The sequence below is a fragment of the Hyphomonas jannaschiana VP2 genome (genome assembly GCF_000685215.1).
Lineage (GTDB): Bacteria > Pseudomonadota > Alphaproteobacteria > Caulobacterales > Hyphomonadaceae > Hyphomonas > Hyphomonas jannaschiana.
Genome location: NZ_ARYJ01000005.1, coordinates 74,134 through 95,376, shown reverse-complemented (window position 1 = coordinate 95,376; position 21,243 = coordinate 74,134). Strand labels below are relative to the sequence as shown.

The window sequence follows — 21,243 nt, the reverse complement described above, 5'->3', positions numbered from 1 at the left end:
TTACGGTGTTTCCGGCGCCTCCGGCACGGCAATTTCCGGTGGCCGGACGATGGAGCTGACCGCCGGCGTGAAATCGTTCCAGTCGTATTCGGACAGTTCGAACGCCCAGCCCGTGGCCTTGTCATTGATCGTGCTGCCCCGATGCGCGCCTTCGCCAGCCTCGATGGCGCGAAGCGTGACGAAAAAGCCATCGGGCTCGCGATAGGCTTCGACTTCCACTTCCAGCCCGTCATGTGTTTCCGTGATGTGCCGTCCGACCGGGCGTGTCGTCAGCTCGGTGGCCGGCTTTACGCCCGTTGGCTGGAAGCGCGTCAGGGCGAGGGCAGGGGTGGACGCCGCAAGCCGGCTGATCAGGCGGAAGTCCTGATAGGGCGGGCCCGGACGGAAGCTGCGTTCGCTCGTGCCGACGGCGCGCTGCAGGTAAAGACTCTCGCCATATTTGTCGAAAAGGCGCACGGCGGAGACCGCATCCGGACTGATGTCGAGAATATTGAGGTCCAGCCAGGCATCACCATTGTAGAGCGGCGGCAGGTCGCCGGTGACACGATAGGCCTGCATCTCGTCCGGGCGGCGGGCATAGAGATGCTCTCCCTTGCGCCCGGTGATGATGGACGCGGTCACCTCGCCGTCGCTGTTGGCCAGCTCGATCAGCGCGCCGGTGCCGCCCTTGCGTGGATCACCGAGGCCGACCCGGTTCAGCTTGTCCGGATCCCGCGTGCGCGCTTCGCCCCAGGTCAGTTCGCCAAGGCCGGTCGCCAGCTCCGCCAGACGGTCGGCACGCACGGGATAGCCATGAGACCCTTCCAGCGTCCAGCCATCGGCCGTGTTCTGCAGGCGGTAGGATTCGTCGGCCAGCGTCACGCGGATCTCCGTCGCTTCGGCGCGGATTGCGGCGAAGTCCGGCAGGACGGCCTGTCCGGTCCGTCCGGTCTGAGCCGGGCCGCCCCGGAAATCCATATGCGCCAGCACGGCAAGGATTGTCAGCACGGCCGCGGCCGCGCCGAGGATCTGCAGGCGTTTGCGCCGCTGGCGTTGGCGCTGCTCTGTCATGACTCTCTCCGCGCGCGGACCTGCTGGCGCCGCCAGACAAGCAGGCCAGCCAGCGCAATCAGGATCGGACCGCCCCAGATATTGATGGCTTTCAGCGTCGCTTCCATCCGGTCGATGTCATGGCGGTAGTCTCGTTCGATGGCGCGCAGTTCGCCGCGCAGCGTCACGATCCGTTCGCGCAGCTGGGTCAGCTCGGCGCGCTCGTCATCGGTCAGGTCGGCGGCCTCATCGCCCTGGAAGAAGCCGTCAGTCGAGCCGATGGCCTGCAATTCTTCCAGCCGTCCCTGCGCTTCGTTGAGGCTGGCCTCAAGTTCGGCCTGCTGGCGGAAATAGATCGCTTCGGCGGAGGCGCGCATCTCGTCGATGCGGGTCATGGGGCGCAGGCTTGGCGCGCGCGAGCGCAGGCGCGAGAGTTCCCCGCCGCCCGCAAGCGCGTCCAGCGCATTCAGGACCAGCGCGCCATTGTCGGCCACCACGATGCCGCGCCCGGGCACGATGTAGAAATCGTCCGCAATGAAATCGACATCGGCGATGAAGACGAGCTCGGCGTCCGTCAGGCTGGCAGAGATGTGCGGCGGGGCATTGGCGGCGTCGGCCCGCGCGAGTTCGGCCATGACGGGGTCGGACGGTTCCTCCAGCGCCGGTGCCCCGGCCGGGAAGGCGGTGACCAGCGGCCCGGACAGGCGCGCGGCCAGCACCAGCGGCCCGGGCTGGGTCTGGTAGGCTTTCAGCGTGTCGGACGGCGTCATGTCGCGCACGGCCTTGTCGGCATCGATATAGGAGGGGCTTGGCCCGGTCTCGATCAGGGGAGAGAAGGTCACGTCAGACGGCAGCTTGGAGGTGACCAGCGCGCCTGGTGCGCCAAAGTTCACGGCGCGGGTCAGGTCGGCGGTGATCAGGTCGTCCTGGTTCATGTCGCCAGCGGGCGCTGCGATGAACAGCGGGTGGGCCTGCTCCTCGACCCGGCCGTCACCCAGATCGACGGGCACGGGCAGGGAGCCTGCTGCATCGGCAACGGCATCCATTGACAGCGAAACGCCCCAGGAATCGCCCAATAGTCCGAGATCGGACTTCGCTCCCGCGGTGGAGACATCGAACAGGCCTTGCCCGACAGCCGTCTTGGCCGCCGGATCGACCAGGAACACCGCGCGGCCCTTGCGCAGCACGAACTGGTCGATCAGCCATTCCTGACGCTCCGACAGGGGGGGCGGATGCGCCACCAGAAGTACGTCGAGATCGGATGGCAGCGACTGGAAATTATCGGCAATCGGGACGATCTCGAAGGACCGGTCGATGTCTGCCAGCAATGTGTAGCCGCCCTGTCCGCCCGGCGCGGACATGCCCGGCAGCGTGGTCAGGATGCCGACCCGTGGCGGGTCCGGATCGTCCAGCCGGGCAACCATGCGGGTGAGGTCATATTCCAGTGTGACTTCCCGTTCCGGCGCGAGGAAGGGGATCACGCGCTGGTCGTCGATCGTGTTGTGCCCGATGATGCCGAAATAGAGCGGGTCGTCGCCATTCGTGTCGATGGCGGTGATGCCGGCCGCAAGCGCTTCGTCTTCCGCTGTCGAGAAGGGGGAGGGGTCGATCTCCCGCACCCGGACATATCCGCCGGACTGGGCTTCATAGGCTTTCAGCAATTCCCGCACGCGGGCGGCATAGGCGCGCACGGCCGGATAGTCCTGTCCGACGCTGCGCGAATAGACGAGCGTGATGTCCACCGGCTCGGCGATGTCCGACAGTTTTTCCTTCGTCGCCTTCGACAGCGAATAAAGATGGTTCTCGGTGAAATCGAGCTGAACGCCGGTCAGCACTTTCTGCGCCAGCAGATTTCCCGCCACGAAGATGACCGTTACCAGCGCCGTTGCGATGAGGAGGTAGTGTTTCGACTTCATCTCAGCCGAGCCTCTGGCGGGCGGCCCACAGGCCGTTCAGAATGGACCAGAAGGCGGTGAAGCCGAGGAAGAACATGACCGACCGCAATTCCAGCACGCCGCGCTGGGCGCCTTCGAACTGGGTCAGGAAGGAGAATTGCGCGACAAGGTCGGCAAAGCCGGTTCCGAACACGGCCTTCACGGTGGACAGGACCAGTGGCCAGCCTGCGGCCGTAAAGGCAAAGGCGATCAGGACGCTGATGACAAAGGCCGTCACCTGGCTGCCGGTCAGGGCCGAAATGGCAGAACCGACAGAGAGATAGGCCCCCGCCATCAGGAAGCTGACCAGATAGGTCAGCGCGATGGCCGTATTGTCCGGTCCGCCAAGGTAATTCACCGTGATCCACATCGGGAAGGTCAGCAGCAGGCCGACGCCCGCGACCGTCCATGCCGCACACAGCTTGCCGAGCACGAGCCCCGGCATGCCGAGCGGGAGGGAGAGCAGGAGCTCATCCGTGCCCGCACCCTGTTCGTCCGCCCAGAGGCGCATGGCCAGGGCGGGCAGGAAAATCATGTAGAGCCAGGGGTGCCAGACAAAGAAGGTCGACAGGTCAGCCGAACCGGCCCCGAAGAAATTTCCGGCCTCCCAGGTGAACACGCCGAGGGCGAGCAGGAAGACGGCCAGGAAGACATAGGCCATAGGCGTGGCGAAATAGGCGCCAAGTTCACGCCGGTAGGTCGCGCCGAAGCCGCCCATCTGCTGTCGCAGGAATTCCTTCATCGCGCGTTTGCCTCGGCCTGGTCGGTCAGGCGCATGAAGGCGCCTTCCAGCGATCCGTCATCGGATTTCTTCGCCAGCTCTTCCGGCGTGCCGTCAGCAACGATGATGCCCCGGTCGACCACGATGGCGCGTGTGCACATGGCGGGCACTTCGGTCAGCGTGTGTGTGGAGATGAGGATCGCCTTGGTCGGCGCCATCCGCGCGATCAGCGCCCGCACGGCGCGCTTCTGATTGGGGTCGAGGCCATCGGTCGGCTCGTCCAGCAACAGGACGGGCGGATCGTGCAGGATCGCCCCGGCAAGACCCACGCGGCGGCGATAGCCCTTGGAGAGAGAGCCGATCCGCTGGCCTGCCACGGTCGTGATACGCGCGTCGGCAATGGCGCGCTCCACGGCGTCCTTGCGCTTGCTTCGCTCGATCTTGCGCGCGGCGGCCATGAAATTCAGGAACTCCGGCGGCGTCATGTCGTCATAGAGCGGCGCGCCTTCCGGCAGATAGCCGAGCGCGGCCTGCGCCTGCCTGCGGTGAGAGACGATGGATTTTCCATTGATCAGCGCGTCACCCGCATCGGGTTCCAGCACGCCGGCAATCATGCGCATGGTCGTCGACTTGCCGGCCCCGTTCGGGCCGAGAAAGCCAAGCACCGTGCCCTTCTCAAGCGTAAAGGAAACGCCCTGCACAGCGCGCTTGGCGCCAAAGCTTTTTTCCAGACTGCGAATGTCGAGCATTCTCTGGTTCAGACGCCTCTTTCCATTGGAAGATTCTGATACCGCCCTTGGCCCCATCTGGCCAGACTTTGGAAAATTACGCTCTCAGTAAGGTTGGGTTACGCCGCGAAGCGTTTCACCTCTTCGAGAACGGCTTTCGCGGCCGCTTCGACGATCTTCCCGCCGTCTTCCGCGTTGGACTGGGTGGGGTCGGAGCCGATGCGGCCATCCGGGAAGTCGCGGCGGTACTGCACCGCATCGCCGATCTTGCCGTTCGGGGCGATCTTCGGGCTCATCTCCACCTCAGGCCGCGCGCGGTCCGGATAGCCGAAATAGGTGACCGACACTTCGGAGGCTGTCGCGTGGCTGCCATGGCCGACGGGGTAGAGCTGGTTGCAGAGCTGCATGACCGGAGAGAAATCCCACCAGTTGCGCAGTTTCAGCTCCAGGCCCGGGCGGTTGTCCTCGCCGCGCGGGTCGAAGCTGCGCCGCGAATGGATCTCGGAGAAGGCCGCCTGGATCGTGGCAACGTTCCCGCCATGGCCGTTCAGCCAGTAGATCCGCTCAAAACCGTGGCGCATCAGGCTTTCGGTCCAGTCCGCCATCGCGGCGATCATCGTCGTCGGGCGCAGCGTGATCGTGCCGGGGAAGCCGAGATGATGCTGGGCGCAGCCGACCGAGAAGGTCGGACCGACCAGAACGTCATCCGGCGCCTGCGCTTCGGCATGGCGCGCAATGATTTCCGGGCAGAGCGCATCAGTGCCGATAAAGCCGTTCGGCCCGTGCTGTTCCATCGATCCGATGGGAATCAGGATCGTGCGGGATTTCTTGAGCCAGGCTTCAATATCCTGCCAGGTGGAGACGGGAAGCAGCATGTTCTAGTCCTTCCGGGGGGCCAGGCGGCGGGTGATATGGCCCATCTTGCGGCCGGGGCGGGCTTCGTGCTTGCCATAAAGGGTCAGCACATCTGCCGGGGCAAGGCTGGCCGGGTCGACATTGCCCGCTTCGCCGATCAGGTTTTCCATCTCGGCATCGAACAGCCGGCGCGTATCTCCCAGCGGCCAGCCGCAGATGGCGCGGATATGCTGTTCGAACTGGCCGGTCTGGCAGGCTTCCGGCGTCCAGTGGCCGGAATTGTGGACACGCGGGGCAAATTCATTGGCCAGCAGCGTGCCATCCGGCAGCACGAACAGTTCCAGCGCCAGCACGCCGACATGTTCAAGTGCATCAACCAGCGCGATGGCCTTCTCCCGCGCGGCCTGTTCCACATGACGGGGCAGGCCGGAGGGCACGGTGGAGGTCGCAAGGATGCCGTCCTTGTGCACATTGTGCGGCGGCGCCCAGGTCGCGGTCTCACCCTGACTGGAGCGGGCGACGATGACGGAAATTTCGCGCTCGAACGGGACGGGCGCTTCCAGCACGCAGGGCGCCTCGCCGACATCGGCCCAGGCGGCGGCAATATCATCGGCAGACCGGATCCAGGCCTGGCCCTTGCCGTCATAACCGTCGCGGCGGGTCTTCAGCAGTCCGGTTCCGCCAAGTTCAGGCAGGGCTTTGGCAATGTCATGATCCGAATTGATCATGCGATAGTCCGCCGTGGCGATGCCTATGCCGTTCAGGAATGCCTTCTCTTCGGCCCGGTCCTGAGACGTCGCGAGCGATTTTGCACCGGGGTGAAGATGTGTCCCGGCCGCTTCTATGGCTTCGGCGGCGATGACGGGAATGTTCTCGAATTCCAGCGTGATGACGGCGCAGGCCCTGGCGAACTCGGCCAGCAGTGCCTTGTTATCATAGGCGCCTTTCCAGTGATGGCGGGCAACACGCGCAGCGGGCGGATCATCTTCCGGGCAATAGATGTCGACATCGAAACCAAGGCGCTGCGCGGCATTCGCAAGCATCCGGCCCAGCTGGCCGCCGCCGAGGATCCCGATAACGCTGCCTGGCGCGACGGGGGTCATCCTTCCGGCGTCTCCCCAACCCCATCGGTCTGCGACTGGCGGTAAGCGTCGAGTTTGGCCGCCACACTCTCATCTTCCAGCGCGACGATGGAGGCGGCCATGATGCCGGCATTCACGGCGCCCGCTTCGCCGATGGCCAAGGTGCCTACAGGCACGCCGCGCGGCATCTGCACGATGGAAAGCAGGCTATCGAGGCCGGACAGGGTCTTCGATTGCACCGGCACACCCAGCACGGGCAGGGGGGTCATCGAAGCCGCCATGCCGGGCAGGTGGGCTGCGCCGCCGGCGCCTGCGATGATCACTTTCAGGCCGCGTGCCTTCGCGCCCTTGGCATAGCTGACCAGCCGGTCCGGTGTGCGGTGCGCCGAGACGATCCGGGCTTCATAGTCCACGCCGAGTTCGCCCAGCAGGCGAGCAGCTTCCTTCATCACGGGCCAGTCCGACTGGCTGCCCATGATAATGCCTACCTTGGGGGATTCGCTTGTTGCCATGGCATCCTCGCTGGCGGAAAGCGCGCACCATATGCAGGCGGCCTGCCTCGTCAACTGCCGCCTGCTGGGAGAACTCGCTCCACAAGGCCCCGGACTGCCAGTATCGTCATGAAATGGCGGATGACGGCTTTCCCCTGCAGGCAGACCGGCGGCGCGCGCTGATCGACATTCTGGGTGTCGATCTGGACGCGGTGGACCGTCAGACCCGCGCGGCAATCGAGGCGCTGTGCGACGAGGTCATCTCCCTGCGCGAAGAGCTGGCCGGGGCGCGCAAGGCCCTGTCGGAGGCCGAATTGCTGGCCGACAATGATGCCCTCTGCCCGATGTTCAACCGGCGCGCCTTTGAGCGCGAAGTCCGCCGCGAAATCGCGCTTGCCAGCCGGTTCGGTACGCCGCTGAGCCTGATTTTCACCGATCTCGACCATTTCAAGCCGGTCAACGACATCTACGGCCATGCCACGGGCGATGCCGTTCTGCTGAAAGTGTCGGAGATTCTGCTCAGCCTGACGCGGGATACCGACATTGTCGGCCGTCTCGGCGGGGACGAGTTCGGAATCGTCCTGTCGCAGGCCACTCTGGCCGATTCCGAGCGCAAGGCCATCCAGCTGACCGAGCAGATCGACGCGCTTACGGTGCGCGGCGCAGAGGATGCGCCCGACCGGGGATTACGCATCGGGGCTTCCTGCGGCGTGGTGGCCTGGCAACCGGGCGAAGATGCCCGGCACCTGATCGCGCGGGCCGATCAGGCCATGTTTGCGCAGAAAGCGAACAGGAAAAGCGGGCGCTCTGCCCGCAGTTGAAGCGGAGTCTGAATCTAAAGGAGGATTCATTTGAGATCAGGGTGACGAGCCGCCAAGCTTGTGCTTAAGTGTTGCCATTAGGACACAGCCACTTAACTAGCAAGAAGGAGGCAGATATGTCGCTACAGGGCCGGATCAGTGAGCTCGCAAACAAGCACCGTAAGCTGGACCAGAAAATCGAAGAAGAAGAAAAACGCCCAGCTGCAGACACCCTCCGCCTCAAAGACCTCAAGCGACGGAAACTCAAGATTAAAGAAGAGCTGCGATGGCTTGAAGCCAGCTAACGGCTGAATGGACGAAAGGTCCTTTCGCCGGTGATTGCAGCAGGCGAAAGGACCGGTTCCATGCGGGACATTTTCGATCAGGACAAATCGCTCAGCCTCGGCGCGATCCGCCAGGCGGCGGGTATTTTCAATCTCTTGCTGGCCGCATTGGTCGTCCTGGCCGTTCTGCGCGGGTTGGGCCAGTTGTTCACCGGCCACTTCATCGGCGCCTTTCTTGAAGTCCTTGGGGCATTTGCTGTCCTTGGCTTCCTGTTCCTTGTTGTGCGGCTGCTGACGGAGCTGCTCGCCGCGATGCACCGGCTGAATGACCGGCTGACCGTGCTGGGTGACGATTTGCGCGCCGTGCGCGACGCCGAAGAAGACTGACCGCCGTGGCCTCTCCCGTAACCGCCATCCTTGGACTGGGCCGCGAAGTCGGCGATGCTGTGGCGCGCCGGTTCCACGAACTGGGACACAATGTGCTGGCCGCCGACGCCAGCGGCGACCGGATGCTGACGGCGCAGAATGCCATGCCGGAAAAGGTGCTGCTGCATCTGGGTGACCTGCATACCAAGCTTGGTCTGCGCAATGCCGTGGCCGCCGCCGTCGAAGGTTTTGGCCGGATCGACAATCTGATCGTCATTCCCAGCATCGACGACCCCGATTCCATCCATGATTTCCAGCAGGACAAATTCGACAAGGCGCTGGCCCGCACCGTTCGCGGCGCCGCCCAGAGCCTCAAGGTCTTTGCCGAGCGGATCGCCGATCAGGCCGACCTGCCGACGAGTGGGGCCGAACGCATCCGCCAGCGCGGCACGGTAACCTTCGTCCTGTCTTACTCCGCGCTCGCCACCATGCCCGGCCGGTTCACCGAATCGGTGACGCAGGCCGGTGTGCTGGGGGTTGTCCGCGCCGGATCGCTGGATCTGGCCGAGGCCGGCATCCGCGTGAATGCCATTGTGGCCATCCGTCCGCGTGAGGAAAAAATGGAATCCTGGACCAGCAAGCGCACGCCGCTGGGCCGCGCCGCGCTGGCCGATGAGATTGCCGATGCTGCCGCTTTCCTGGCGTCTCCGGAAGCCGCCATAATTACCGGCGAGGTGATGCGCCTCGATGGGGGGCGGTCAGGCCTCGCCGGTATTCTGGACTGATCAGGCGGGCATAAGGTCGGTCATGCCGCCGTCTTCGGCGTTGGCTTTCCATGCCGAGACCGATTCCAGTGTCCAGTCATGGCTGAGGATGCCGGAGACTTTCTTGAACTCCGCATGCGCCGTATCCGGAGTCAGCGTCATCACGATATAGCCATGGCCGAACGGGTCGTGCCAGTCGACGTCCTTGTTGGCGTCGGTGAACAGTTCGCCGAGATTCGGCACGTCCTTGATGACCGAGCCCATGCCCGGTGATGTGATCGAGGTGCAGCCGAATTCCACGCCGCGCTGGTCGCCTGCTGCGTCGTGCAGCGTATTGGCCCAGGCCGTGTGCGTGTCGCCTGTGACCGTGACGAGGCGCGCACCGGTTTTCTTCGCTGAGGTGTAGAGACGTTCGCGGGCGGCAGGGAAACCATCCCAGGCGTCCAGGTTGAAGGGCAGGCCAAGGGCAGAGAAGCCGACCATGCCTTCGACATAGGGGCTGTCCTGCGCGGCGATCTGTTCCGGGGTGAGAACCTCGCCCATGTTCGGCAGGGCCACCTTGGCCATGATCACCTGATTGGCCAGAACCTGCCAGGTTTTTCCGTCGGCGACGGACTTGCCGAGTTCGCCTTCCAGCCAGGCCTCCTGTTCGGCGCCCAGCATGGTGCGGGCAGGATCGTTGACTTCGGCCAGTTTCGCCTGGACGCGTGCCATCATTTCTTCCTGAGACGGATTACCGGCCGCAACTGAATACCATTCCAGTTCCGGCGAGCGGCCGGTCAGGCGGGATTCCAGCGCGTGGACCGTGGCCACGTCGCCGAATTCGAAGCTGCGCCAGACAGCGGAGGTGATATTGCCAGCTTCCGGTTCGCGGATCGGGATCCACTCGAAATAAGCCTGGATGGCGGCCATCTTGCGGTCCGACCAGCTGCCTTCATTCTCTTCCGGATTATGGTTCTGCGCACCGGTCCGGTAGGAATCATTGGCGCTTTCATGGTCGTCCCAGGTGCAGATCCACGGGGCTGCGGCATGGGCGGCCTGCAGGTTCGGGTCCGTCTTGTACTGGGCGTGGCGGCGGCGATAGTCCGACAGAGTAATGCATTCCGTGATCGGATCATGCTGACGGCCAAGCTTCTCTGCGATCTCACCGCCATAGCCGTCGATGCCATATTCGTAGATATAGTCGCCAAGATGGAGGATCACATCGAGATCGGGTTCTTCCGACAGGGCCTTGTAGGCATTGAAATAGCCGAACTGCCAGTTGGAGCAGGAGATGACGATCATCTTCACCGGCGCCTCGCCCGATGCGGCGGTCGTACGTGTCCGCCCGGTGGGGGAGGTGACGTCGCCGCCTTCGGTCATGGCGGTGAATTTGTAGGTATAGGTGGTCGCAGGCTTCAGGCCCTTGGCGTCGGCTTTGACACAGAAATCATGGGCGGCATCGGCGCTCAGCATGCCGGAGGTAACAAGGCCGCCGTCCTGGCCGAAGACTTCGTATTTGACCGGGATCGCGCCGTCGCCGGTTTTCGGCGTCACGCGGGTCCACAGGATAACGCGGTCGGTCAGCGGGTCGCCCGAGGCCACGCCGTGAAGGAATTCCACTTCGCCTGCATAACCGGACGGGGTGGTTTTGGGGGTCGGGGTGGCGCAGGCCGCCAGGCTGAGCGTTCCGGTGGCGGCAGCACCGAGCAGGCCGCGGCGTGTGACGTTTGTCATGGGGTATCCTCCAACTGGGCGGGGCCGGTCTAGCGCCGGTTCGAGACAATAGCATGACGGGTCGGGCCGGTTTCGTCTATAAGCCGCGCGATGACCCGCCCGACTCACAGAATGACCTTCACCGCTACCCCGGATGATGCCGGCAAACGCCTCGATGTTTTCCTCGCCGCCGCGGCAGAGGACCTGTCCCGTTCGCGCCTGAAAGCGCTGATCCTGGACGGGGCGGTGACCATGGATGGCGTGGCGGAGACCAATCCGAAAAAACCTGTCGTGGCGGGCGCCGAGTATGTCGTTGCCGTGCCGGAGCCGGTCGCCGCCACGCCCGAGCCGCAGGACATCCCGCTCGACATCCTGTTCGAGGACGAGCACCTGATCGTTCTCAACAAGCCGTCCGGCATGGCCGTGCACCCCGCGCCGGGCAGCCAGGACGGAACGCTGGTCAATGCGTTGCTGTTCCATTGCCAGGGCCAGCTCTCCGGCATCGGCGGGGTTGAGCGGCCCGGCATCGTGCACCGGATCGACAAGCTGACGACCGGTGTCCTCGTCGCAGCGAAGACCGAGCCGGCGCATCTTGGCCTGTCGGCCCTTTTCAGCACGCATGACATCGAGCGCGCCTATCTCGCCGTCACGCGTGGCGCCCCGCGGCCCTCGCAGGGCACGGTGGATGAACATATCGCTCGTTCCAGCGGTGACCGGAAGAAGATGGCCGTGGTCAAGAATCCGGAGGCCGGCTTCGGGCGCCATGCCATCACCCACTACAAGACGCTGGAAACGTTCGGCATCCGCGAGAAGGGCACGAACTTTCCCTCCGCGGCGCTGGTCGAGTGCCGTCTGGAGACAGGACGCACACACCAGATCCGGGTCCACATGGCGCATATCGGCACGCCGCTGGTCGGTGATCCGGTCTATGGCCGCCACAAGGGTGTGTCGGTACTGGGCAGCGGACCGGGGCGTGATGCCGGCTTCGATGCCGCGCGTACTTTCCCGCGTCAGGCCCTCCATGCCGCCGTGCTCGGCTTCGTCCACCCCATAACGAAAGAGGCGCTCCGGTTCGAAGCGCCCCTTCCTGAAGATATGAGCGATCTGATTGCGGCGCTGCGGCGCCTGCCCAAGCAGGTTTAGCGGCGAATAAGGCCTAGTTCTTGGCGACGTCCTGTCCGGCGGCGGCCTCGGTGGTCACCAGCGGTTCGAAGCGCAGGGTTTTCGCCGTCAGGGTCACATCGCCGATCTTCTTGGAATCGGCGGCGATCTTGATCGGAACCGATGCGCCATTGTCCAGCGGGGCCAGCCACATGCGCAGCGGGCCATCGATGCCGGTCAGGTTGTCATTGTCCGCCTCGCCCTTCTTGTAGCCGGCGATCTTGTCCATGGTGACGTGACACTCGATGGCCTCACCGGTCCAGACCGGCGTGTCGACCCGCTTGGTGCCGGCATTCTTGAGGTGGAGATAAGTCAGCTGGCGTCCGTCGAATATGCGGATCGGACCGCCGCACGGGTCAGCACCCGGCGCGCGGGGTTCCAGCGCGAAGGTGATCAGCGCGGTGATTGGGTCATTCGTCTTCAGCACCTGTTCGGTGGTCGCGGCCGGATCGCCGAGATTTCCGAAGCGCGGGGTCGCGTTCATGGTGAAGTCGGTGTCGCTGATGGCGAGTTCGACCTTGCGGTTCTTTTTCCCGTCCTTGTTCTGGGAAACATAAGTGCGGGTTTTCAATTCATTGTCCCGGGTTTCGCCCTCGGCATGGATGTTCATGTCGTAATTGACGAACCAGTCCGCGATGCCCGTGACCTTCACGCGGGAATCGATCGTGTAGCGGTCGGGCATCAGGTCTGTCGTGAACGTCGCCCGCCCGGTCGCCGGAATGAAGAAGATATAGGCCTTGGCCCGCAGCTCATATTCCATCCGCGTCGGCGTGCCCGCCTTCACATTGGTCAGGATTGCGCCGGACGCATTGGTCGGGGCGGGGGACTTGTCCGCAACGGCGAGGCCGGCCGTGGCGAGCCCGGTGAGGGCCAGCGCGGCGGCGGATGCAAGGAAGATCGAACGTTTCGTCATCTGAACTGTACCGTTTCCTGACCGGCCGGAGGGGCCGGACACTGTCGTTTTGCCCTATATAAGCATTGGGGGCCAACGCTGCCTGAACAAGGGTGCCGTTTTCCCGCCTTAATCGGGCGGATTTGAGGTCAAACCTTGTGACAAGCAGTTACAGGCCGCAGGAACTGAGGAATCGCCGCACAGCAGAGTTGACAGGCAGGCCTCAGGCGTTTTAACAGCGCGCCTTCGAGATAAGACCCATTTATTGGAGCGAGACCATGTCCCGCGAGTGTGAACTTACCGGCACCAAGCCGATGGTCGGCCACCGTGTCAGCCACTCCCAGATCAAGACGAAGCGGATTTTCCGTCCGAACCTCGTGCGCGTCACGCTTCACTCCGAAGCGCTGAACCAGAACTTCCCGATGCGCATCACGGCCTCGGCCCTGCGCACCGTTGACAAGCTGGGCGGCCTCGACGGTTTCCTGGCCAAAGCCAAGGACGACACGCTGTCGGCCAAGGCCCTCAAGATCAAGCGCGATATCGCCAAAAAGGCCGTTGCCTGATATCTGCCCATAGCTGCAGCGAAAGTTGCAGAAACGGAACAGCGCGCCAATTCTGGCGCGCTTTTCTTTTGCCCCCTGTAAAATCGCATGGCAGGACAAAGACCGCTGATCAACGGAGGTCTTAATGTTGCGCTTTGCCATTCTCGCCCTTGCTCTGACACTTGCTGCCTGCGGGGCAGGCCAGACGCCAGAGGCAGCTGAGACGGAACCAGCGCAGAAACTGACGGTCTTCACCGGCGGCACGATCTATACCGGCCTGGCTGACCTGCCGACCGTCGATGCCGTTGTGGTTGGCGAAGACGGCCGTATTGTCGGCACCGCCCCGCCGCTGTCAGAAGACTGGGACGAGTCCGAGATCGATCTTGTCGATCTGAAGGGCGCCTTCATGTATCCGGGCTTCACCGATGCTCACGCCCACCTGATGGGCATTGGCCAGCGGGAACTGAACCTCAGCCTCGAAGGCACCGCCTCCATCGACGAGCTGGTCACCCGGATCGAAGCCGAACTCGTCGGCATGGAGCCGGGCGTGCTGCTCTTCGGGCGCGGCTGGATCGAGACCGGCTGGCCGGAAGGCCGCATGCCATCTGCGGCAGACCTCGATGCTGTCAGCCCCGACAATCCGGTCATCCTGACCCGCGCCGACGGCCATGCCATGGTGGTGAACAGCGCCGCGATGGCAGCCGCCGGGATCACGGACGAGACCGAAAACCCGGATGGCGGCGCCATCGAACGCGATGCCGACGGCCATGCCACCGGCATGCTGATCGACAATGCGATGGGTCTGGTCGCCCCGCTGCGTACCCAGCCGGACGCGGCCGACAAGGCCCGCGCGCTGGAAACCGGCGCGAAAGTCTATGTCTCGCGCGGCTGGACCGGCGTACACAATATGAGTGTCGGCCCGGACGAAGCGCCGATCATGCAGGAGCTGGCCGGGGAGGGGAAACTCCCGCTTCGCCTCTGGAACGCCTTCGACGCCACCGAGGAAGGCATGGCGCTTGCCGCCGCGCAGGATTATGAGACGCCGACGATCACCAATCATGCCATCAAGCTGTATATGGACGGCGCGCTCGGCTCGCGCGGGGCTCAGCTGATCAAGCCTTATTCCGACCGCCCAGACACGTCCGGCCTGTCCCTGATCACCGATGAAGACCTGGCAGACTTCATGAAGCGGGCCGACGAATCCGGCATCCAGGTGGCCATCCATGCGATCGGCGACCTCGCCAACCAGCGCATTCTCGACATCTATGAGGCTGGCGGTTACCCGCCGGAGAAGCGCTGGCGCATCGAGCACACACAGATTCTCGCCCCGACCGACATTGCCCGCGTCGGCGCCCTCGGCCTGATCGCGTCCATGCAGCCGAGCCATGCCATCGGCGACCTTCACTTCGCGCCGGCCCGCCTCGGTATCGACCGTCTGGCCGGGGCCTATGCCTGGAAAGCCTTGATTGACGACGGCGCCGTCGTCGCAGGCGGCTCCGATGCCCCGGTGGAGGTCGGCTCGCCGCTGATCGAGTTCTACGCCGCGGTCGCCCGGAAAGACCTGAAAGGTTTTGAAGGCGAAGGCTGGCATCCGGAACAGAAGCTGACGCGCGAGCAGGCGCTCGCCCTCTTCACCTCGGCGGCCGCCTATGCCGCCTTCCAGGAAGACGATCTCGGCACGATCGAGGCCGGCAAGCTCGCCGACTTCACCGTCTTCGACATCGACCTGATGACCGTGCCGGAAGCCGAAATCCTGGACGCGAAAACCGTTATGACTGTGGTCGGCGGCAAGATCGTGTATGATGCCAGCACGGCGGAGGCTGAGTAGGGGCACATATCGAAGGAGAGGCTAATGCCTCCATGGATGCAGCGTGTCATCGTCCTGCCGGTGATGGCACTCGCCGCGTGCGCCACGGTTTCCCCGGCCGCAACAACAGAACAGGAAATGCTGGCGGCGGACCGCGCCTTTGCCGCCCGCGCACTCGAAATCGGGGCAGGGCCCGCTTTTGTCGAGTTCGCCGCCGACGATGTCACGATTTTCCCGTCTGCGGGCGTGCCGGAAACCGGGAAAGCCGCGGTCGAGGCGTGGACGTCTGACTGGCCGGAAGACATGATCATCGAATGGGCCCCGGAAGCGGCGCATGCCGGAAAAGGCGGGGATTTCGGCTATACCTGGGGCTACGCCACCTACACGCGTGTCGGCCAGGAGGGGGCGTCCTATGGCAAATACATCACCGTCTGGCAGCGCCAGGACGACGGCAGCTGGAAGTGGATTGCCGATATGGGCGCTGGCGCCCCCGCTCCGGAAGATCGCTGACCAGCCAGCACGGCTGCAGGATTTCCCCTACGTCGCACTAGCCCGGACACGTAGCCGTGCTAGAAGCCTAATTGTATGAATAGACCTCCCGAAGCCTGAGATATTTGCAATGACCGTAATGAGTGACACCACCGCCCTGGACGGCATGAAGCCGACCGAGAAAATCAATGTCCGCAAGGTGTTCGGCCTCGACACGGACATGGTGGTGCATGGCTTCAAGACCCGCACCGAATATGTCCCCGAGATTGACGATGCCTACCGGTTCGACCCGCAGACGACGCTGGCCATCCTTGCCGGCTTTGAGCACAACCGCCGCGTCATGGTGCAGGGCTATCACGGCACAGGGAAATCCACCCATATCGAACAGGTGGCCGCGCGCCTCAACTGGCCGCTGATCCGGGTCAATCTCGACAGCCATGTCAGCCGGATCGACATGGTTGGAAAGGACGCCATCGTCCTGAAAGACGGCCAGCAGATCACCGAATTCCGCGAAGGCATCCTGCCATGGGCCCTTCAGCGCCCGGTCGCGATCACCTTCGACGAATACGATGCCGGCCGCCCGGACGTGATGTTCGTGATCCAGCGCGTTCTGGAAAGCTCCGGCAAACTGACCCTGCTGGACCAGAACCGCGTCATCGCGCCGAACCCGTATTTCCGCCTGTTCTCGACCACCAATACGGTCGGCCTCGGCGACACGACGGGCCTCTATCACGGCACGCAGCAGCTGAACCAGGGCCAGATGGACCGCTGGAACATCGTGACCACGCTGAACTATCTGGAACACGACGCCGAAGTGGAGATCGTGAAGTCCAAGGCGACCGGCGTCGACGACGACACGCTCGCCAAGATGGTGACGCTGGCGGACCTGACCCGGAACGCCTTCATGTCCGGCGACCTCTCCACCGTGATGAGCCCGCGGACCGTGATCACCTGGGCGGAAAACTTCGCCATCTTCGGCAATCTCGGCCATGCTTTCCGCATGACCTTCCTCAACAAGTGTGACGAGCTGGAGCGGCCTCTGGTCGCCGAGATGTACCAGCGCTGCTTCGCCGAGGAACTGCCTGAAAGCGCCCTGATGGTGCGGGTGGCCTGAGATGAGCGGCACGGTCATCGAACTCAAAAGCGGTGACGGCTTCCGGTTCAATGCGCTGCATGTGCCGGCAAAGGGCGCGCGCAAGGGCGGCCTGGTGCTGGTGCAGGAAATCTTCGGCGTGAACTCCTACATGATCGAGGCGTGCGAACGCTTCGCCGCCGAGGGCTATGAAGTGCTGGCCCCGTCCATGTTCGACCGCCAGAAGAAAGGCTTCGTCACCGAAAGCCATTCGCCGGAAGCCATCGCGGAAGGCGGCGGCTATGCCCGCGCCAACGGCCTCGAAAACGCGATGGCGGACATTGCGGCCTGCATCGCCGAACTGGAGGCGCCGGTCTTCATCACAGGCTTCTGCTATGGCGGCTCGATGGCCTATCTCGCTGCCTGCCAGCTGGAAGGCCTGTCGGCGGCCAGCGGCTATTATGGCAGCCTCGTGCCCGGCGCGAAGGATCAGTCGCCGAAATGCCCGACCATCGTCCATTTCGGCCAGCATGATGCGCATATTCCGATGGACGGCGTGCGTGCGTTCGAACAGGCCCGGCGCGATGTGCCGGTCTATGTCTATGACGCCGGCCATGGCTTTGCCCGGCGTCGTTCGGACGATTATGACGCCCATGCCGACGACCTCGCTTTCCGCCGCACCCTCGACCTGTTCAATCAGGCCGCGGCCGATGCCGGCTTCTAGACTGCGCTGAAGGCGCACAAGACAAGACTTATATGGCCAAGGACACCACCCCCCAGGAACTCTTCAAGCAAGCGCTCGCCGTGACGACCAAGGCGATGAGCGCCGACCGGGACGTGGAAGTCGGCTTTGGCAATGACGCAGGCGCCGATGCCGAGCGCATCGTGCTGCGCCCGCCGCCGGTCACGCTGCCGGCGGAAGTCGCGGCGCGGATCCGCGGCGAGGCCGATGCTGTGGCGCTGCGCAAGGCGCATCATGACACGAGCGCGCATATGAAGCATCGTCCGCAGGGGGAGTTGCCCCGGCGGGTCTATGATGCGGCCGAAACCGCGCGGATCGAAAGCCTCGGCGCCAATGCGATGCGCGGCACGGCCAACAATCTGGACGCGGTGCTGACCCATCGCTGCGAGTCCGGCGAGTTCGCCATGGGCGCCGAAGAACCGGAAGCCGTGCTGGCCCCGGCGATCGAATTCCTGCTGCGCGAGCGCCTGACCGGTCGCCCCTTGCCGGAAGCGGCGGCCCGCGTGGCCGATGTCTGGCGCCAGCAGGTCGCCGACAAGACCGGCGATGCGCTCGACAAGCTGATCTCCCAGCTGCACGACCAGCCGGAATTTGCCCGCACTGTCCGCGACATGATCCGTGACCTGACGGCCACCGATGTGCCCAGCGAAGATGCTGAGACCAGCGAGGATCAGCAGGACAGCGAGATGGAGTCCGAGGAGCAGCCGGACCAGGGCGAGCAGGAAATGGAATCCGAGGAGCCGATGGGCGCCTCCGCCGAGCAGATGGAAGCCGGCGACACGGAGGAAATGGAAGGCGAGGAATCCAATGTCTCGGTCGATCAGGACATGGACATGGAATCCGACGACACGCCGGATGACGAGGAAGACGGCACCCAGCCGCTGCGCCCCAATTTCCGCGATGGCGACGATAAGGACCGGTTCACCTATTCGGTCTTCACGCGCGAACACGACGAAGTGGCCCAGGCACCCGACCTGTGCGACGCCGAAGAACTGACGCGCCTGCGCGCCTATCTCGACCACCAGCTGCAGGGCCTGCAGGGCGCCGTCTCGAAACTGGCGAACAAACTGCAGCGCCTGTTGATGGCGCAGCAAAACCGCTCGTGGAGCTTCGATCTGGAAGAGGGCGTGCTGGACACCGCGCGCCTCACACGCGTCATCACCGATCCGACCGCGCCGCTTTCCTTCAAGCAGGAAGACGATTCGGAATTCCGCGACACGATCGTGACGCTGCTGCTGGACAATTCCGGCTCCATGCGCGGGCGCCCGATCATGGTCGCAGCGCTGTGTGCGGACATTCTGGCCCGCACGCTGGAGCGCTGCAATGTGAAGACCGAAGTGCTTGGCTTCACCACGAAAGCGTGGAAGGGCGGGCTCTCCCGCGAAGACTGGGTGAAGGCGGGCAAGCCGGCGTCTCCCGGCCGCCTCAACGATGTGCGCCACATCGTCTACAAGCAGGCCGATGCCCCGTGGCGCCGCGCGCGCCGGAACCTCGGCCTGATGATGCGCGAAGGCCTCTTGAAAGAGAATATCGACGGCGAGGCGCTGCTCTGGGCGCATGACCGGCTGCTCGCCCGGCCGGAACAGCGCAAGATCCTGATGGTGATCTCGGACGGTGCGCCGGTCGACGATTCCACGCTGAACGTCAATGTCGGCAATTATCTTGAGCGCCACCTCCGCCAGGTGATCGAAGAGATCGAAACGCGCAGCCCTGTCGAGCTGATCGCCATCGGCATCGGCCATGACGTGACGCGCTACTACAAGCGCGCCGTCACAATCGTGGACGCCGAACAGCTCGGCGGCGCGATGACGGACCAGCTGGCCAGCCTCTTCGACGAGAACCAGCCGAACCCGAAGGCCATGACCATCCCTCCGCTGACGGACCGTACCGTCCGCGGCGCCGTCTCCGGCGCCTCCGCCGGCGCGCCCTCCTATGGCAAAGGCAAGAAAAAGGTCGACATCGGCCGCGCCGTGAAGACCACCAGCCTGCAGGAAGTGAAGGGCGCTAAGAAATAGCCCTTGCTTTCATGGCATTGCGTTCTGATCACCTGCCAGCTCAAGATGAGCAGCCTAATTTCCTATCGTACCGAACTGAGCCAGCGCATTTGCAAAATTTTGAGGCGGTCGTGGCTGACCTTCTCGAAGGGCGGTCATATTCTTAAGCCACTCAGATTTTGTATGATGGCCGTTTTGAACGAAAAAGTTATGGTCGCCGGACGCTACTTTCATCGCTTCAACCGATGAGTAGATGTTCCCGGTTTTGAAAAACTGATGGTAAAATGTAACAAAGGCGACGGCAGAGTCGTGCCAAGTTGCCTCTTCGGAGTTTGCGACAAGAGACCAAAATGGTTGTTCGTTGTCCTCATACATAGCCATCTGGCATCCATAGTATCCCGAACAGGACGAAATGCATATTAGCAGCTGCCCCTGAAGAGCGTTTTGGATCGGAAGAAGTACAGTACGCAGATCGTCCCACGACAGAAAATGTCCATCGGTCAGGCCGATACCCTGCTGGTTGCCATGCATGCTTAGATGAATGATGGGCAGTTTAGGATCAAATCGCTGCACAGCAGCGCTTAGGCGTTCACTAAGTGCTGTCTCAAATGTCTCTCGCGTCGTTGCTAGCGAATAGCTGCTATCGATCTGAGCGAGCTCCAAAAATTCAGAGAGAGACCGACCTTCTGTGCGCCCATCCAGCATGTCGTATGCTGACGGGGATTCAACAATATGTACGAAACCCTGAATCGAATTTGCCATCTCGGCACCTCCCACGGGCCCCCGCCATAGAGTGACATAAGCATAGGCTGCCTATCGACAATCCAGACGGAAACAAAACATGAAAGTTGTGGCCTTTTCGCAACAGCGACTTCAGGTGATCAATCTTTCTTTCACCGGAAACCCACCCGCCTTGCTCAGCGCTGAGCTGACAGGGTGCTTCAGCACCGTTTCCAGCCACTTTGCCGTGTTGATCAGCTTGGACAAATCCAGCCCGGTTTCGAAGCCGCCGCGTTCCAGCATGTAAACGACGTCTTCGGTTGCCACATTGCCCGTCGCTGCCGGCGCAAACGGACAGCCGCCGATGCCGCCACAGCTCGCATCGATCACGTCGACGCCCGCATCCACCGCCGCGGCAACATTCGCCAGCGCCTGTCCGCGCGTGTCGTGGAAGTGCATGCGCAGGTAAACGTCCGGGGCCTCGATCCGTACCCGGTCTATGGCGCGGCGCACGGCCCACGGGTCCGCAACGCCGATCGTGTCGCCGAGCGCCAGCTCCGCCACGCCCGCGCGCTGTGACTGGGCCGCGAGATTGCCGACCACGCCGAGGTCGACCTCGCCATCATACGGGTCCCCGAAGGCAACCGAGATCGTGGCGGAGAGGGGGATGCCCGCCTCATGGACCAGCGGCGCGCACCGGGCCAGCATGTCGGCGCTCTCCTGTGGGCTCATGCCCTGATTCTTCCGGCCGAAGGTTTCGCTGGCAACGAGGACGAAATTGATCTCGTCGGCTTTCGCATCGATGGCGCGGCGCACGCCTTTCTCATTGAGGGCGAGCGCGATGTGCCGCGTCGGTTTCGACCGGTCGAGCCCGGCGAACACGGCCGGGCTGTCCGCCATTTTCGGCACGGCCTTCGGGCTGACGAAGCTGCCGGATTCCATCCGCTTCACCCCGGCCTCTTCGAGGCGGGCAATGAATTCCAGCTTCTGCTCGACCGTCAGGTTCGCAGGATCGTTCTGCAACCCGTCGCGCGGGCCGACTTCCACAATGTCGATGCGGCGGGTCATGGGTCTC

The 21,243-nt window shown here is 63.6% G+C and carries 22 protein-coding genes; 11 read left to right on the top strand and 11 right to left on the bottom strand.

Annotated elements, in window-relative coordinates; translation table 11 throughout:
* The 7 genes from HJA_RS08920 to purE all read right to left on the bottom strand — a co-directional run bounded on the left by HJA_RS08920 (position 1) and on the right by purE (position 6,861).
* The gene (locus tag HJA_RS08920; protein ID WP_035581186.1) at positions 1–1,050 is read right to left on the bottom strand and encodes a DUF4340 domain-containing protein; all 1,050 of its coding nucleotides are present in this window, start codon (positions 1,048–1,050) and stop codon (positions 1–3) included.
* Entirely contained in the window at positions 1,047–2,945 is a 1,899-nt protein-coding gene (locus tag HJA_RS08915; protein WP_035581185.1) for a Gldg family protein, read from the bottom strand. Before HJA_RS08915 ends, HJA_RS08920 begins: the two co-directional genes overlap by 4 nt.
* Before the next feature lies 1 nt (position 2,946).
* The gene (locus HJA_RS08910; RefSeq protein WP_241764329.1) at positions 2,947–3,705 is read right to left on the bottom strand and encodes an ABC transporter permease; all 759 of its coding nucleotides are present in this window, start codon (positions 3,703–3,705) and stop codon (positions 2,947–2,949) included.
* Positions 3,702–4,433, bottom strand: a complete 732-nt coding sequence (locus HJA_RS08905) for an ABC transporter ATP-binding protein (RefSeq protein WP_035581183.1) — start codon at positions 4,431–4,433, stop codon at positions 3,702–3,704. The genes HJA_RS08910 and HJA_RS08905 overlap by 4 nt, the downstream gene beginning before the upstream one ends.
* Positions 4,434–4,531: 98 nt before the next feature.
* Positions 4,532–5,287: a creatininase family protein gene (locus HJA_RS08900; RefSeq protein WP_035581181.1), complete on the bottom strand. Its 756-nt coding sequence runs from the start codon at positions 5,285–5,287 to the stop codon at positions 4,532–4,534.
* Between the two features lie 3 nt (positions 5,288–5,290).
* Positions 5,291–6,370: a 5-(carboxyamino)imidazole ribonucleotide synthase gene (locus HJA_RS08895; RefSeq protein WP_035581179.1), complete on the bottom strand. Its 1,080-nt coding sequence runs from the start codon at positions 6,368–6,370 to the stop codon at positions 5,291–5,293.
* Positions 6,367–6,861, bottom strand: a complete 495-nt coding sequence (gene purE, locus HJA_RS08890; protein WP_035581177.1) for a 5-(carboxyamino)imidazole ribonucleotide mutase — start codon at positions 6,859–6,861, stop codon at positions 6,367–6,369. Before purE ends, HJA_RS08895 begins: the two co-directional genes overlap by 4 nt.
* Positions 6,862–6,974: 113 nt before the next feature.
* Between purE and HJA_RS08885 the strand changes: the two genes are divergently transcribed.
* The 4 genes from HJA_RS08885 to HJA_RS17990 all read left to right on the top strand — a co-directional run bounded on the left by HJA_RS08885 (position 6,975) and on the right by HJA_RS17990 (position 9,075).
* Complete coding sequence (locus tag HJA_RS08885; RefSeq protein ID WP_051597535.1) at positions 6,975–7,661, top strand: GGDEF domain-containing protein; 687 nt, start codon at positions 6,975–6,977, stop codon at positions 7,659–7,661.
* A 116-nt stretch (positions 7,662–7,777) separates the two neighbouring features.
* Entirely contained in the window at positions 7,778–7,945 is a 168-nt protein-coding gene (locus HJA_RS08880; RefSeq protein WP_035581175.1) for a YdcH family protein, read from the top strand.
* A 60-nt stretch (positions 7,946–8,005) separates the two neighbouring features.
* Positions 8,006–8,311 (top strand): hypothetical protein, encoded by a 306-nt coding sequence (locus tag HJA_RS08875; RefSeq protein ID WP_035581173.1) that lies wholly within the window; start codon positions 8,006–8,008, stop codon positions 8,309–8,311.
* 5 nt (positions 8,312–8,316) lie between these two features.
* Positions 8,317–9,075, top strand: a complete 759-nt coding sequence (locus HJA_RS17990; protein ID WP_051597534.1) for an SDR family NAD(P)-dependent oxidoreductase — start codon at positions 8,317–8,319, stop codon at positions 9,073–9,075.
* Here the strand turns inward: HJA_RS17990 and HJA_RS08865 are convergent, their stop codons facing one another.
* Positions 9,076–10,770, bottom strand: a complete 1,695-nt coding sequence (locus tag HJA_RS08865; RefSeq protein WP_035581168.1) for an alkaline phosphatase D family protein — start codon at positions 10,768–10,770, stop codon at positions 9,076–9,078.
* Between the two features lie 111 nt (positions 10,771–10,881).
* Between HJA_RS08865 and HJA_RS08860 the strand changes: the two genes are divergently transcribed.
* Positions 10,882–11,892: an RluA family pseudouridine synthase gene (locus HJA_RS08860; protein WP_241764328.1), complete on the top strand. Its 1,011-nt coding sequence runs from the start codon at positions 10,882–10,884 to the stop codon at positions 11,890–11,892.
* A gap of 13 nt (positions 11,893–11,905) precedes the next feature.
* Here HJA_RS08860 and HJA_RS08855 read toward each other — a convergent pair whose 3' ends face one another.
* Complete coding sequence (locus tag HJA_RS08855) at positions 11,906–12,823, bottom strand: DUF3108 domain-containing protein (RefSeq protein WP_051597533.1); 918 nt, start codon at positions 12,821–12,823, stop codon at positions 11,906–11,908.
* Between the two features lie 257 nt (positions 12,824–13,080).
* Here HJA_RS08855 and rpmB point away from each other — a divergent pair, with 257 nt between their 5' ends.
* The 6 genes from rpmB (at position 13,081) to cobT (ending at position 19,469) form a co-directional block, all read left to right on the top strand.
* Positions 13,081–13,365 carry a 50S ribosomal protein L28 gene (gene rpmB / locus HJA_RS08850; protein WP_034760974.1) on the top strand — a complete coding sequence of 95 codons (285 nt, stop codon included), beginning with the start codon at positions 13,081–13,083 and terminating at the stop codon, positions 13,363–13,365.
* 124 nt (positions 13,366–13,489) lie between these two features.
* On the top strand, positions 13,490–15,172 hold the full coding sequence (locus HJA_RS08845; protein ID WP_035581164.1) for an amidohydrolase: 1,683 nt from the start codon (positions 13,490–13,492) through the stop codon (positions 15,170–15,172).
* A 24-nt stretch (positions 15,173–15,196) separates the two neighbouring features.
* Positions 15,197–15,661 carry a YybH family protein gene (locus HJA_RS08840; RefSeq protein WP_081814620.1) on the top strand — a complete coding sequence of 155 codons (465 nt, stop codon included), beginning with the start codon at positions 15,197–15,199 and terminating at the stop codon, positions 15,659–15,661.
* Between the two features lie 109 nt (positions 15,662–15,770).
* Positions 15,771–16,754 carry a cobaltochelatase subunit CobS gene (cobS, locus tag HJA_RS08835; RefSeq protein WP_199285798.1) on the top strand — a complete coding sequence of 328 codons (984 nt, stop codon included), beginning with the start codon at positions 15,771–15,773 and terminating at the stop codon, positions 16,752–16,754.
* 1 nt (position 16,755) lies between these two features.
* Positions 16,756–17,436 (top strand): dienelactone hydrolase family protein, encoded by a 681-nt coding sequence (locus HJA_RS08830; RefSeq protein ID WP_035581159.1) that lies wholly within the window; start codon positions 16,756–16,758, stop codon positions 17,434–17,436.
* A 32-nt stretch (positions 17,437–17,468) separates the two neighbouring features.
* Complete coding sequence (gene cobT / locus HJA_RS08825) at positions 17,469–19,469, top strand: cobaltochelatase subunit CobT (protein WP_035581157.1); 2,001 nt, start codon at positions 17,469–17,471, stop codon at positions 19,467–19,469.
* 54 nt (positions 19,470–19,523) lie between these two features.
* Here the strand turns inward: cobT and HJA_RS08820 are convergent, their stop codons facing one another.
* Together HJA_RS08820 and HJA_RS08815 are read right to left on the bottom strand one after the other, a co-directional pair.
* On the bottom strand, positions 19,524–20,210 hold the full coding sequence (locus tag HJA_RS08820) for a hypothetical protein (RefSeq protein ID WP_035581155.1): 687 nt from the start codon (positions 20,208–20,210) through the stop codon (positions 19,524–19,526).
* Between the two features lie 111 nt (positions 20,211–20,321).
* A complete protein-coding gene (locus tag HJA_RS08815) occupies positions 20,322–21,236 on the bottom strand; it encodes a hydroxymethylglutaryl-CoA lyase (protein ID WP_035581153.1) in 915 nt (304 codons plus the stop codon).
* Positions 21,237–21,243: the final 7 nt, after the last annotated feature.